Source organism: Mycobacterium sp. IDUB_1 (assembly GCF_055419625.1).
Genome location: NZ_JBVAYA010000008.1, coordinates 67,872 through 81,338 on the forward strand (window position 1 = coordinate 67,872; position 13,467 = coordinate 81,338).

Annotated in this window: 13 protein-coding genes; 8 read left to right on the top strand and 5 right to left on the bottom strand. The window is 65.5% G+C overall.

What is annotated here, in order from left to right; genetic code table 11:
- Window positions 1-5: 5 nt before the first annotated feature.
- Together ACZYYX_RS29345 and ACZYYX_RS29350 are read left to right on the top strand one after the other, a co-directional pair.
- On the top strand, window positions 6-893 hold the full coding sequence (locus ACZYYX_RS29345) for a polysaccharide deacetylase family protein (RefSeq protein ID WP_463818355.1): 888 nt from the start codon (window positions 6-8) through the stop codon (window positions 891-893).
- 88 nt (window positions 894-981) lie between these two features.
- Window positions 982-2,250 (top strand): lipopolysaccharide biosynthesis protein, encoded by a 1,269-nt coding sequence (locus ACZYYX_RS29350; protein WP_463818369.1) that lies wholly within the window; start codon window positions 982-984, stop codon window positions 2,248-2,250.
- Here the strand turns inward: ACZYYX_RS29350 and ACZYYX_RS29355 are convergent, their stop codons facing one another.
- Window positions 2,251-3,324 (bottom strand): GNAT family N-acetyltransferase, encoded by a 1,074-nt coding sequence (locus ACZYYX_RS29355; RefSeq protein WP_463818356.1) that lies wholly within the window; start codon window positions 3,322-3,324, stop codon window positions 2,251-2,253.
- A 92-nt stretch (window positions 3,325-3,416) separates the two neighbouring features.
- Window positions 3,417-4,226, bottom strand: a complete 810-nt coding sequence (locus ACZYYX_RS29360; protein ID WP_463818357.1) for a hypothetical protein — start codon at window positions 4,224-4,226, stop codon at window positions 3,417-3,419.
- 568 nt (window positions 4,227-4,794) lie between these two features.
- On the opposite strand from ACZYYX_RS29360, the gene ACZYYX_RS29365 reads away from it, so the two are divergent.
- Together ACZYYX_RS29365 and ACZYYX_RS29370 are read left to right on the top strand one after the other, a co-directional pair.
- Window positions 4,795-6,168, top strand: coding sequence for a hypothetical protein (locus ACZYYX_RS29365; RefSeq protein WP_463818358.1), 1,374 nt, complete (start codon window positions 4,795-4,797; stop codon window positions 6,166-6,168).
- A 68-nt stretch (window positions 6,169-6,236) separates the two neighbouring features.
- Complete coding sequence (locus ACZYYX_RS29370) at window positions 6,237-6,941, top strand: hypothetical protein (protein WP_463818359.1); 705 nt, start codon at window positions 6,237-6,239, stop codon at window positions 6,939-6,941.
- 24 nt (window positions 6,942-6,965) lie between these two features.
- On the opposite strand, the gene ACZYYX_RS29375 is transcribed toward ACZYYX_RS29370, so the two are convergent.
- The gene (locus ACZYYX_RS29375; protein ID WP_463818360.1) at window positions 6,966-7,853 is read right to left on the bottom strand and encodes an MPT63 family protein; all 888 of its coding nucleotides are present in this window, start codon (window positions 7,851-7,853) and stop codon (window positions 6,966-6,968) included.
- Window positions 7,854-8,123: 270 nt separating this feature from the next.
- On the opposite strand from ACZYYX_RS29375, the gene ACZYYX_RS29380 reads away from it, so the two are divergent.
- Entirely contained in the window at window positions 8,124-9,371 is a 1,248-nt protein-coding gene (locus tag ACZYYX_RS29380; RefSeq protein WP_463818361.1) for a hypothetical protein, read from the top strand.
- Between the two features lie 115 nt (window positions 9,372-9,486).
- Entirely contained in the window at window positions 9,487-9,957 is a 471-nt protein-coding gene (locus ACZYYX_RS29385; RefSeq protein ID WP_463818362.1) for a hypothetical protein, read from the top strand.
- 4 nt (window positions 9,958-9,961) lie between these two features.
- Here the strand turns inward: ACZYYX_RS29385 and ACZYYX_RS29390 are convergent, their stop codons facing one another.
- The gene (locus ACZYYX_RS29390) at window positions 9,962-10,822 is read right to left on the bottom strand and encodes a MaoC/PaaZ C-terminal domain-containing protein (protein WP_463818363.1); all 861 of its coding nucleotides are present in this window, start codon (window positions 10,820-10,822) and stop codon (window positions 9,962-9,964) included.
- Window positions 10,823-10,834: 12 nt separating this feature from the next.
- Complete coding sequence (gene kstD, locus ACZYYX_RS29395; RefSeq protein ID WP_463818364.1) at window positions 10,835-12,517, bottom strand: 3-oxosteroid 1-dehydrogenase; 1,683 nt, start codon at window positions 12,515-12,517, stop codon at window positions 10,835-10,837.
- Between the two features lie 69 nt (window positions 12,518-12,586).
- Between kstD and ACZYYX_RS29400 the strand changes: the two genes are divergently transcribed.
- Together ACZYYX_RS29400 and ACZYYX_RS29405 are read left to right on the top strand one after the other, a co-directional pair.
- A complete protein-coding gene (locus tag ACZYYX_RS29400; RefSeq protein WP_463818365.1) occupies window positions 12,587-13,372 on the top strand; it encodes a 2-keto-4-pentenoate hydratase in 786 nt (261 codons plus the stop codon).
- Between the two features lie 10 nt (window positions 13,373-13,382).
- The coding region (locus ACZYYX_RS29405) for a hypothetical protein (protein WP_463818370.1) at window positions 13,383-13,467 on the top strand (85 nt) is incomplete at its 3' end.

Genomic DNA, 13,467 nt, shown 5'->3' on the forward strand with positions numbered 1-13,467 from the left:
GAGGGGTGATCGATGCGCTGGCACCGCCGGGGGGCGAGGGGATGCACGGGCTCGAGCGCAAGGGCCACAGAGAGTTTGATGTCTTGTCTGGGGGAGTAATGAACGATCCGTTTGTCCGCAAGAGTGGCCTGCAGCGCGCCGCGCACTGTGCCGTCGATGCTGTCGTCGGTAACCGTTGGGGGTCGATCCGAAGTGTGCGGACCCGTCAGCCACTCGTGGCGTTGACCTTCGATGACGGGCCCAGTAGTGAGTGGACACCCAGAATACTGGACATTCTGGCGGAAAACCGCTCACATGCAACGTTTTTCATGCTGGTGGAAAGTGCTCGCAGGCTACCGGAGTTGGTGCATCGCGTCGTTGACGAGGGCCACGAGATCGGTCTGCACGGATTCGATCACCGCAGGCTTGCCGGCGGTTCGAGGCGATCAACGCGACTGACGCTCGCTGCAGCGGCATCAGAACTCGCCGCGATCTCCGGAGTACCAGTCAAATATTTCCGTCCCCCCTTCGGTGCCCAGACTGTGGGTTCGTTCCTGGGTGAGCGCGATGCCGGCCTCGAGACGGTGATGTGGGATCTGGACAGTTTCGACTGGAGCGGTTTAGGGGAGAGCGAAGTAGCGTCCGAGGTGATCGACCAAATGGAGCCAGGGAGCATCGTGCTGCTCCACGACACCCTCGCCGATGATCCCGATTGTGAGTTCGATCGGGCCGTCGCCGCAGAAATGATCGTCGACGGGTTGCGGCGTCGCGCTCTGCAGAGCACCACCGTCTCCGCACTGTTGGAATCGGGCCAGGTGCGGCGCGCCGCCTACTTCTCCCTGTCGGCGTGGTGCGGCTCGAGCGTGCGAGCTCCTGCCCGTATTCGGACAGGACGCAGCGATGACTTCTACTGACGCCGTCCGCTACGACGCGACGCTTGCGCCCATCGAACGCAAGGCGATTCTGCTGGGCACGGCGTTCCGCATCGTCGGAACGCCGTTGGTGGCGCTGATCGGGCTGGCCAACACGGCAGTGATCGTGCGTCAGACCGGGGAGGCGGTCTTCGGAGTCGTTTCACTCGTCACAACGCTCAGCCTTCTCATTCCGTTCGCCGATCTCGGGATCGGCGCGGTCGTGACCAGTGCGTGCTCGAGACCCGGCCGGCTGACCGACGACGGCGTGGCTCTGGCCACCGTGCAGCGTGGATTGCGAATGCTGAGTGCCGTTGCAGCCGGTTTGATCGTGATCAGCCTGGTGGTCATGGCCACGGATTCATGGCACCTGTTGATCGGAACGAACACGGGCTCGGCCGACCGTATCGCGATCACAGTGGCCGTGTGTCTGATTGCTCTGGGAATCCCCGCCGGTATCGGCATCCGGATCATCATCGGCTTGAACATGAATCCGCTGGCAGTGCTGATGACAATCGCCAATGCCGCGTTCACCTTGCTGCTGACGCTGACGCTGAAAAGTCTTGATGCGAGTGGCATTTGGTATGCCATATCGGGTGCCGGCGGGGTTCTGGCAGGGAACTGCGTTGCCACGATTTTCGCGTTCAGGAAAAGTGGTCTCGGATGGGCGTCGTTCGCACGTCCCAGCGCGGACTATTCGAGACGCGAGGTTCTGCACGGCTCGTTGTGGATGTTCGTGTTGAGTATCGGCCTACCGCTTGGTCTTCAGTCTCACCGATTGATCCTCTCCCACGTGTCAACGCCTCAGGAACTCTCGCGTTATGCGTTGACAGCGCAGATCTTCGGCGTGGTGTGGATGGTCTTCGATACGGCAGGAATGGCGCTGTGGCCGGTTTTCGTCAAACGGCGAACAGCCACGATCGCTTCCGCGCAGCTGTGGCTGAGATCGGTCGCCGCGTTCGGGATGTTCTCCGCAGTCGCCGGCGTCGGGATCGTGGCATTCGCACCGTGGGCCACCTCGGTGCTTTCAGGCGGCCTTGTCACCGCGCCGCGGGCATTGGCGGTTGCGTTCGCAGTGATGCTCTTCGTCGAATGCATTCACCTGCCAGGCGGGGTGATGCTGACGATGCCGCGTGAAGCCCGGTGGCAATCGTTCTGTATCACGGCCATGGGAGTGACGGCCGTGCTGCTGGGCATCTGGTGGGGCGCACGATGGGGCGCCACCGGCGTGGTGACCGCAGCGGCCGTTGCGATGCTGCTGACGCAGGTGATTCCAGATTTTGTGTGGATTCCGCGGATGCTGAGGGCTCGAGAGCAGGATGAGCTCACCGACAGCACAACGATGTCCGCGATGCGGTAGTCATCTGCGTGCTTCGCGTGTCGCGAGGGCCCGGTACGCCGTCGCCCGCATCGCGCTCAGTCTGGGCTTGAGCGGAGAGTCCTTCAATCGCGCGATCGCCGTCCGCTGGGCGGCGATGCGAGTCACTCGTAGTTTCCGCCGCCATGGCGCGGCCGTGACCTCGCCCTGGGCCACTGAAATCGCGCCGGTCATCGCCCGCCTCTTGTAATCCTCATCACCGGGACCGAGATCGATGCGAGCCAAACCCAGCTGTGGGGCGGCAGAGACCAGTTCGCGCAACAGAATCCATCCAGGTGCCAACTCGGCGAAGGACCGGTCGAACACGGGGAACCACCAATGCAGCACCGGACCGTCACGGAGACCGAAGTGCGCCGCAAGCAGCGTATCGCCCGCGTACACCGCCGACAGCATGCCGGCAAAACCGTCGACTCTGGTCTGAGCCAGATGGTGGATCATGTCCCGACGGCGCTGCATTGCGAAGAAGTCGTATGCACCGGTCGCTGCGTATTGGTCGCGTTTGGTGTCGATCAACCAGTCCAGCACGCGGGGGTCCCGGACATCCCACACGAGACGCACGTCGCCGAGTTGACGTGTTGCCTTGTTGGTCATCCGACGCACTCGAGAAAGCTTGTCCCGACTTGCCTTGTTGATTCGGCTCACATAGCCGTCAAGGCCACCGGTGACGTCGATGAAGGGCGCTTCCAGATAACCGTCGACCCACGGCGCGAATTCATCACGTGTTTCTGAGAAGTGGTCGAAGGTCAGCGCGTGAACGCCTGTGGTGCGTACCAACTCGAGAAGATCGACCGGAACACCCGGTGCCGCCACCGGTCCTTGGAAGTCGGCTCCTGGCCAGCCGACCGGCCGTGCGCGTCGCTTGTGCATCTGGATGGGCAACCAGATACGACCGTCGTTCACAGCCACCTGCACGTCGCCGAACATCGCGTGTACAGCGCCGGCGAAGGCGGGATGGAAGTACGGGCTGTCGAGCGCCGGATTGCTGGCGCGAACTTCGGACCACGCTTTGCGTTGATTCGCATCAAGCGCGGCGAAATCCGTCAGGGTCCAAGCCACACAGGTCAACCTACAGGGGAGAGTGGTAGCGGTGCTGCTGTTCGCCTCACTTGAGTGCCTGCCGAGTGAGTCCCGTTCGTGCGCAGACTACTTCACGGACGAGGCACGAGCGTATTGGTGGGACCCGACGATGCCCGCCATCGCTGAATCTCGACGCGAGTATCCGTACTGGCGTTGCCGTAGAACTGCTCGACCGTGACATACGGAGCTGTCACATCCCTGATCTGGGTGTGCGTGAACGGGCCGTAAACGGCGCCCGTCGGTCCCAACACCCACGCCTGGCCCGCCGCCTTGTCGACGGAGACCGCAACGTGCTGAGTCTCGGTTGTGAAGCGGCGCCCGTATGGCACATTCGCGATGACCGTCAGAACATGGTCGTGCCATACGCCGTACTCGAAGTGATCATCGAGGAACACGACGTGCGCCGGACTGTCCGGTGTGAGTGTGTCGCCCAGGTACCCAGAGGGGATCGCGGTTGCGTACAACCCCAAAGCCAGCACGCCGCTCGCCGTTCCGCCGGAGCCGAAGTTCCAATCGGCCTCGACATAGGAGACCGTGGCACCCAATTGTGCTGTGGCGTAACCGGCTCCGCGGCTCGGGCCGTTGTAGTCGATGATCGACCTCCCCCCTCGGATGGTGGGACGGGCGGACTCGTTCGGCGTGTAGGTGAGAATCGCGGTCTGCCCGGAGTCGAACACGGCAGGATGGCTACCGTCCGGCTCAGTGCTGTAGTCCTGGTAGAGGTCAGAGTGGGCCGACGGCGACGCGCACGTACACAGCAGGAGACACAGAAGCGTTCCGCCCAGGGCGCGAATGGAGCCGTCGATGACGCACTTCGTCCACTGCCAGGCGCCGCTGCGCCCGTGCTCGCAGCCGTCGCGTTTCGCCGGCGCGGCTGGCATGTCCCCGTGATTCGCCGACGAAGTGGGTGGTGTCGTCATCAATGCCCTTCGGTCGGTGTGCCACCGTGACCCTGACTGGATGATCGCAGACACAGGAGTGGCGCCGCGAAATTTTCGCCAGGTCGGAGTGAACATGGGCCTTCGGCAGAGTTCACAATGACATTGACACCGTTTGTCGATTACAGCAACCGATATTATCGGACGACGAAATGTTTCCTTTCGAGAGTTCATCTGGCAGATCCACGCTGGTCCGCGCGGTGAGATTCATGCTTTTCGGCAAGGATCTAGTTCTTTCCTAGGTACCGGTACGAACGAGATTGATGGCCGCTAGGAGTGCTGAGTACGCCTCGTAAGAAGGAAGATTCGGGGTGTGCGGACATGTGGGCACCGGTCCACGGCCCACCGTCGACCACAACAGGTCGCCTAGCGTCCGTCGTCGAATGTTCGGGTCGATTTTCGTCTGTCTGACTAATTGTCTGGTCTGACTCGCCGCGTTATTGACACTCTGTCTGGCAAAGTTCTACTCTGTTTGCACAGCCTACCGACCCAAGAATGAGGAGGGTGGCCCGTGAGCGAAACGCCGCGTGTTCGCGCATCGGCTCCGTGGGTGGCTATTCGAAAGATCGTCGACCATCCGGAGCTCGTCGGCGACCACATGTCTACAGGAGCTCGCCGCGGCTTCCTGCTGTTCCTCGTCTCGGGCATCGCGATTCAGACGTGGGCTCTCATCCCGCCGACAGTGCCGTCTGGGATCTACGTTTCACTTCCTGATATGACGAAAGTTGCTGCCGCTGGCGATGACTCACCGAAGAAGGGTGCCGACATCAAAGGCCCGACCGATATTCGCAGTGTGGTGAGCACCGAGTCGTTGGAGTTCAAGACGTTCGGGGGCGCCAGGGTGGGTATGGCGCCGGGTCCGCAAATCGCCGCCAACCCACAACTTTTCGGCATTCTTGGCGAAGCACCGGTGAAAGCCAAGTTGCAAGCGCTGCTGATCCTCTTGACGTCGAGGTTCGGCGACAGAGACGTGTCAGCTCTGGTCGACAAACTCCGTGCGTTACTGGCGTTGCCCGATTCCGCACTGACTGCTGTGCTCGGTCTTCCCGAAATGAGGGACTTGAGTCGGCTGCTCGACGCCGCTTCGCTGGGAACGGTGGATCTCCCGAGGATCACAATGGAGATGGGCAAGATCGCGCTGACGTCAGCTCCCAAAACGCCCTACCAGGTGGAGATCGCGGTCAACGGTAGGCCGACCGTCAGCGTGGACATGCGCTATGTCCGCAGCGACTCTGCGGCGCCATTCGCCGCTACCGCGCCTACGACGGCGCCTGCGATGGCGCCTGTCGGATTTGTCAATGTCGAGCCGGGCGTCTCCATCGTCGCTGACGCCATCACGGCCAATGTCATGCGTGCGATTTCTGCTGCGCCGATGCCGGCGCCCGAGATGCTCGCTGCGACGGTGGAGGCAGCTCCTACAACAGCACCGGCTCCGATGACTTCGATGGAACCGGTGACCATCACACCCGAGACGTTCGCTCCGACGACCGTGACAGCTGCTCCTGAGACGTTCTCTGCACCAACGATGACGGCTGCGCCAGAAACTGTTGCACCATCGGTGTTATCGACGCCGGAGCCGACTGAACCCACCCGTACCACCATCGAAGGCGACGTGCCGGATACGGTGCCGGACGCCGATGAACTGAACTCGGACGACAACGCTGAGTCCCCAGGCGACGAACCGCAGGGCGGACAAAGCAGTTCACCTTCAGACAACGCGTCAGAGTCGACCGGAATGGCGGGAACTGGGGAAGGCACTGCCGAGGGTGGTGGCGCTGGCCCGACGGGAGAACGAGAAGCGGGTGGCGGCAATGACTCTGCAGGTGGCGGCAATGATTCTGCCGGTGGCGGCGACGGGTCCGACGGGGGTTCGCCCGGCTCGTGACTCGCGGGGGCACAGTCGCCGGCACAGCATGAAGCGATCGAGGTCCAGCACGCATTAGCCTGGGCAGCATGAGTCCTCAGGAGCCGGAACTCGACGACGAGGACACCGGGCCGCTGCAGATCAGCTCGCGTGTGTCGCCGCCGGCCGCGGCGGATCGTCGATTCGATGCGCCGCTGTCGGTGAATCCCCGGCCAGTTCGCCGCGACAACCGGCCGTTCCTTCTGATCGCGGTCGCAACCGTCGCCGTGCTCGTCCTCGGTGTGCTCGCATGGCTGTTCTGGCCGTCGTCGAACGACGCGGCGTCCGCGGGCGGCGACGCCTCGGCGACATCGACGACGGAGAGCCCGGAGCAGGCTCAGGCGCGGTTGCTGGGCATGTTGCCACCGGGTTATGCCCCGGATTCCTGCGAGACCGTTGTCCCCGCGCAGGGGGCGCTGGCACAGGTCAGCTGCGGACAGAACACCGATCCGGGCGGTCCGCTGAGCGCCACGTATTCGCTTGCCAGCGACAAGGCTGCCGCGAAGAACCTGTTCGACAACATCGTCAGTACGTCGTCGGTCGTCGATTGCCCTGGCAACATCCAATCGCCCGGTCCGTGGCGCCGCAACGCGACCCCGCAGCAAACGGCAGGAACGCTGGTCTGCGGGTTCCAGCAGAGCAAGCCGACGGTCGGCTGGAGCACCGATGCCAATCTGTTGGTCAGCCAGGTTCAGTCAGGACCGACGGGCCCGAACATGGTCCAGCTGTACACCTGGTGGGCATCTCACTCCTAGCGGAACACCCAGTGAGGAGACCGTTTACGACGGTGGCGGCACCACAACGGTGGTCGTGGGCGGGCTCTGCACGGTCGCGGGGGTGCCGCTACTGCCCGCCGGAAGCGGGGTGCCGGAGCTGCCCTGAGGTGGCGGGCTGACCGCGGCGGGCACCGGTGCCGGGCTGGCCGGAGCGGGGCTCGCGGGAGCCATGTCGGCGGGGATCGGAGTGCCTGCACTGCCGGCCGGCAGCGGAGTTCCCGAGCTCCCCTGTGGCAGCGGCGTACCCACGCTGCCCGCAGGAACCGGACTCGGGAATTCGGTGGCCGAGGCAGGTGCGGCGCCCGGAGTCGGAGTCGTCGACGTCGGGGCGGTCTCCGGGGTCGCTGTCTCGGCGGCGCCGGAGGATGCCGAGCCAGACGATGCGGGGGCGCGGTAGCCGCCTGTCGATGGCGGGGGCGGCGGCGGTGGCTCCACCCACAGCAACAGCTGGTCAGGGCCTCCATCGGAGTAGAAAACGCTGTCGGGCTTCTCGCCGGTCACGTCGAAGTAGATCTTCCCGCTGGTCTTCTCGCCCTGCGCCAACGTCGACGGGTTCACGCCCTGCGGAGTGGCCACGGTGAACAGCACCCGGTAGGTGTCGCCGTTGCGGGCGCGCGCGTTGAGATTGGGCACGATCGGTGTCACTGACCCGGCGATCGCCTCATCGGTGGCGGTGGCCTCCCACAGCGTGCCGGCCGGCTGATAGGGGATCATGTCGCTGCTGGGCTTGAGGCCGGTGATCGTCCAGTGCTGTACCACGTTGCCGTTGACGAGTTCACCGGGCTGGCCGAGGTACTGCACCTCCGCGTCGGCGGACGCCATCGGTGCACCGGACACGCCGAGCGCGGTCGCCGTGGCGGCGGCAGCGATCACTGCGGGCTTGAATTTCACTGGATTCGTCCTCCCGACGTTCATTGGCGAGCAGCGGGTTTTACCCCCGAGCAACCTAACAGTTCCCCGCACCACCCCAGTGCACCAATTTGTTCGGTGAGGTGGCTTCGGCCTTAGCGGACAGCGGAACTGGGCTAGCGCCGGCCTGTGTGTCCGACCTGCCGACACGACCGTCGGCAGCAAATCGCGAGTTTCCGTTCACGTCGACGCTCGAAGGACTAGTGTCCCCGGCTGACGGGGATTCGATCACGAACAAGGGGACCTTCTTTCATGGGCAAGCATTCCAAGAGCGGCGCACGCTCGATGTCTGTGCGCACCTATCTCGCCGCCGGCGTCGCGGCCGGTGTCACCAGTGCGGCGATGGCCGGCATCGGGACGCTGATGCTGGCGCAGGACACCATGCCGGCGCCGGTGACGCACCAGGTGCAACTGGTCAACGACGAGGACGTGCTGTGGTGGCAGCAGGTCGGCGCGAACAGCCACAAGGGGGCCGCTGCGGACGACGTCCCCGCTCCGGTCAAGCCCGCGCTGCGGCCGATGATCGGCGAGGGTGGCTGGCTCTACGGAGACGGCGTCGACGCCGCCGCCGACTGCACCGGCACCGCCTGCAACGGCGGCGACGCCGGCCTGCTCGGCGGCAACGGTGGGGACGGGGCCAATGGTGGTTCGGGCGGCGATGCCGGTAAGTGGTTCGGCAACGGCGGCAACGGTGGTAACGGCGTCGACGCTGCCGCCGACTGCACTGGCGCCGCGTGCAACGGCGGCGCAGGTGGCGCGGGCGGCAATGGCGGCAAGTTCGGCGGCAACGGCGGTAGCGGCGGCAACGGTGGCAAGGGTGTGAACAACACCGCCAACGTCGTCGATGACCCGGCCACGACGGACAAGGACGAATCCGCCGTCAACAACGCATTCGGCGGTAACGGCGGCGCCGGTGGCAGTGGCGGCCGGTGGGGCGGAAAGGGCGGCAACGGCGGTAACGGTGGCACCGCCGCCTCGACCAACGGCTCGGCTCAGGGTGGCAAAGGCGGCGCAGGCGGCGACAGCGGTGAGGTCGGAAGCGTGACCGCGGGCAACGGCGGTAACGGCGGCAGTGCTCAGACCTCGGGCACCGACGAGATTGCTGTCGGCGGTGCCGGCGGCTCCGGCGGCCGCTCGGAGCTGGGCACCGGCGGTACCGGCGGTACCGGCGGCGACGCGACCGGCAACAACGACAACGACACCTTCGGTGGCAAGGGTGGTGCCGGCGGCGGCACCAAGAACGGCCAGGCCGGTGGCGGCGGCGCGGGCGGAAACGCCACCGCTGGCGCAGGAGACGCGACCGGCGGCAACGGCGGCGACGGCGGTGACGGCACCGGCATCGTCGGCAAGGGGGGTAACGGCGGCAAGGGCGGCAACGGCACGTCTGCCACGGGCACGGCCAAGGGTGGCACCGGTGGCGCGGCCGGCGGGGGCGGCTTCTTCGGGAAGTCCGGGACCAAGGGCGCCAACGGCACGCCCCCGCCTGCATCGAACGGTTAAGTAACCACAACCACGCAGGCACGGGCGTCGACACGTAGTCGACGCCCGTGTCGGCGTGTGCGCAATTGAAAGTGTCTGCAAATCAAGGTGATTCGCATCGGCTATCATCGCTGGCATGTCTGACACCAAACCCGCGTGGATGGCCCCGGCCGCGCTCGTCGTCGCCGTGATCGCCCTCGCCCTCGCCGCGTGGGGTGTGCTGCGCCCGTCGTCGACCGACAGCGGCAACGCCGCGGGTGCCCCATCCTCCGGTGATGCCAAGACCGAGATCTGTCAGGCGTTCACCACGGTGCGCAACGCGGTCTCATTGCAGACAAACGCGAATCTCGGCACCGACAAAGTGGCCCGCCAGGCGGTGGCCGCGAATGCCCGGCTCGCCACTCTCGGCGGCGGTGAGTTCCTGCTGTCCCGACTCAACCCCGCTGTCCCCGGCGATCTGGCCGATGCAGTGCGGTCCTTCGCCAATGACCTCACCTACATCGGCATGGGTCAACTCGCCGGCGCCCCCGGAGACGACCCCGCTCAGGCCCAGCGGCAGACCAGCGCGCAGGACACCGCGACCAAGATCGACGAGTTGTGCCGCTAGCGGATCAGGCGGGCACGAACTCCACACCGGCCAGCGCCACGGCGTCGTCGCGCTCCGGCGCGGTGACAGTCGCGCGATAGATGCCGGCGTCCTTCCACACGTTCACTGTCAACGTCTCGCCGGGGAACACGACACCCGCCATCCGCGCACCGTAGGACTTCAGCGCAGCGACGTCGCCGTCCAGGAGGTTGTCCACCAGCGCCTTGCAGGTCATGCCATAGGTGCACAGCCCGTGCAGGATCGGCCGCGGAAAGCCTGCTGCCGCAGCGAATTCCGGGTCCGAATGTAGCGGGTTGCGGTCGCCGCACATCCGGTACAGCAGCGCCTGCTGCGGCGAGGTGGGAAGCGTCAGTTCGACATCGGGTGCGCCGTCGGGTGCTTCTGACGATCCCGACGGGCCGCGGTCGCCGCCGAAGCCGCCCTCGCCGCGGGCGAAGATCGATCTCTTCTGTGTCCACAGCAGCGTCCCGGCGGTATCGGTGACCTCGGTCTCCGACCAGATCACCGCCGCCTTGCCCTTGTCCCAGATCTCGGTGAATCGAGTGACGGCGGTGGCCGTCCCCGACGGCGGAATGGGGCCGGGCACGGTCACTGCCTCGCTGGCGTGCAGCACCTTGGACAGTTCGATGTCGATGCCGGGAAACTTCACGGCGGGAGGTTCGGTCATGTGGAAGCTCTGCGCGACGTTGCCGAAGGTGGGCAGGACCTGCGGTGTGCCGTCGGTCAGGTAGCGCAGCTCGCGGGGGTCCATGGGGTCGGCGCCCGCGCCGAGGCCGAGGTGGTAGAGCTGCACATCGCTACTGGTCCAAGAGAATTGGACCGGGGGGAGTTCGGCGCCGATCGCCTCGTCGAGATTGATGGGCATGATGGGTTCCTGCTACTCCTTGCCGGCCAGATGCCGCGCCGCGAGGTATCCGAAGGTCATCGCGGGTCCGATGGTGCCGCCGGGGCCGGGGTAGGTGTGCCCCATCACCGGTGCGCTGACGTTGCCCGCCGCGTAGAGCCCGTCGATGATCGAACCGTCGTCGCGCAGGGCGCGCCCGTAGATGTCGGTGACGATGCCGCCCTTGGTGCCCAGGTCTCCGGGGACCATCTTCGCGGCGTAGAACGGGGCGTGGCTGATCTCGCCGAGGTTGGGGTTCGGCTTGTTGGTGGGATCGCCGTAGTAGCGGTCGTACGCACTCTCTCCGCGCTTGAAGTCCTCGTCCACGCCGGTGCGGGCGAATCCGTTGAAACGCTGGACGGTCGAGGCGAGGGCATCGACGGGAAGGCCTGTCTTGGCGGCCAGCTCGTCGAGCGTGTCCGCCCTCACGATGACCCCGGACTCCATCCACTTGTTCGGAATCCGTTGTCCCGGTTGCAGACCGGCGAAGATATAGCGGTCGCGGTATCGCTGATCGAAGATGAGCCAGGCCGGGATGTTCTCACCGGGGCCCTGGCCCTGACCGAACTGTCCGCCGTACATGTGGTGGCACGCTTCGACATACGGCATCGACTCGTTCATGAAGCGTTTGCCGTTCATGTTGACGATGATCGAGCCGGGGGAGTTGCGCTCGGACAGCGCGAACCACGGTGCGCCCTTGAGTGGAACCGTAGGACCCCACCAGGCGTCTTCCATGACATCCAGTGCGGCGCCCAGCTTTTCGGCGGCGAGGATGCCGTCGCCGGTGTTGGCCACCGCGCCCACCGTCCACTCGGTGGTGATGGGGGCGCGCTGGTACTTCACCCGCATCTGCTCGTTGTGCTCGAAGCCGCCGCTGCCCAGGATCACCCCTCGACGAGCCCGGATCAGCGTCGGCTCGGCACTCTCGGGTGCGGAGGTGTCGCGGACGTAGATGCCGCGAACCACGCCGTCTTCGACGTGGAGCTCGGTCATCGCGGTGTTGAGCTGCACCGGCACCCCGGCCTTCTGCAATCCGATGCGCAGCGGCGCGATGAGTGCGCGGCCCATCCCGACGAGGTTCTTGCCGGTGGCCTGCGCCCACATCGTGCGGGCGCCGACCTTCAGGCTGCGCAGCACGCCGCGAGGATGGCGCTTGAGCTGGTTGAGCCGCACGTAGTCCTGCTGCATCACCACCACGTTGAGCGGCACCTTGCCGTAAGGCGGTTCCAGCCCCTTCATGTCGGGGCCGAGCTTCTTGGCGTCGAAGGGCTTGGGCTCCACCGAACGGCCGGTGGACTTGCCGCCCGGCGCCTCGGGGTAGTAGTCCGAGTAGTTCGGCACCCAGCACAGCTTCAGCGGCGAGTGCTGGAGCACGAAGGACAGCATCTCGGGACCGCGGTCGAGGTAGGTGTCGATCTTCTCCGCCGGCACTACGTCACCGATGATCGAGTGCAGATAGGTGCGGGCGGCCTCGCGGGTGTCGCTGACCCCGTCGCGCTCGAGGATTTCGTTGTTCGGGATCCACACCCCGCCACCTGAGCGTGCGGTCGAACCACCGTAGTGCGGGGCCTTCTCGACGACTATCGTCGAGAGGCCCTGATGAGCGGCCGTGAGGGCGGCGACCATACCCGCGGCGCCGCTGCCCACCACGACGACGTCATACTCGTGCTCGGTCATGTAGAACACGTTATAGAATTGCCCGGCCGACTAACAACTGTGCCGGTGGACGAAACGAGGGGAATTCACATGTTGCCCGCGCAGGTGCGCGAAAAGCTCGCCGCCGACCTGGCCGAAGCCGAGCGCACGCGTCAGCCCATCTCGCCTCTCACCGATGCCCATCCCGACATCGACGTCGTCGACGCCTACGAGATCCAGCTGATCAACATTCGGTCGAAGGTGGCCGACGGCGCGCGGGTGATCGGGCACAAGGTGGGACTCTCCTCGGAGGCCATGCAGAAGATGATGAACGTCGACGAGCCCGACTACGGGCATCTGCTCGACGGCATGGAGGTGTTCGAGGACCGGCCCGTCGAGTCGGCCCGCTACCTGTACCCGCGCGTCGAGGTCGAGGTCGGCTTCATCCTCTCCGACGACCTGCCGGGCGCCGGGTGCACCGAGGACGACGTGCTCGCCGCGACTGCGGCGTTCGCGCCGGCAATCGAGTTGATCGACACGCGGATCACGAACTGGCAGATCAAGTTGTGCGACACCATCGCCGACAACGCCTCGTCGGCGGGATGGGTGCTGGGCGAGGCCCGGGTCTCGCCGAAGGATGTGGACATCAGGGCCATCGACGCGGTGCTGACCAACAATGGCGACGTGGTCGCCGAGGGCCGCAGCGATGCGGTGCTGGGCAACCCCGTCACCGCGGTGGCGTGGCTGGCACGCAAGGTGGAGAGCTTCGGTGTCCGGCTCAAGGCCGGCGACATCGTGCTGCCCGGCTCGTGCACCCGCGCGATCGACGCGCCTCCGGGTAGCCACTTCGTCGCAGATTTTTCCGGATTGGGTTCGGTACGACTGGATTTCGAGTAGGAGCCGACACATGGGTGACAAGGCAACCGTGGCGATTGTGGGGTCGGGGAACATCAGTACCGACCTGTTGTACAAGCTGCTGCGTTCGGAGTGGT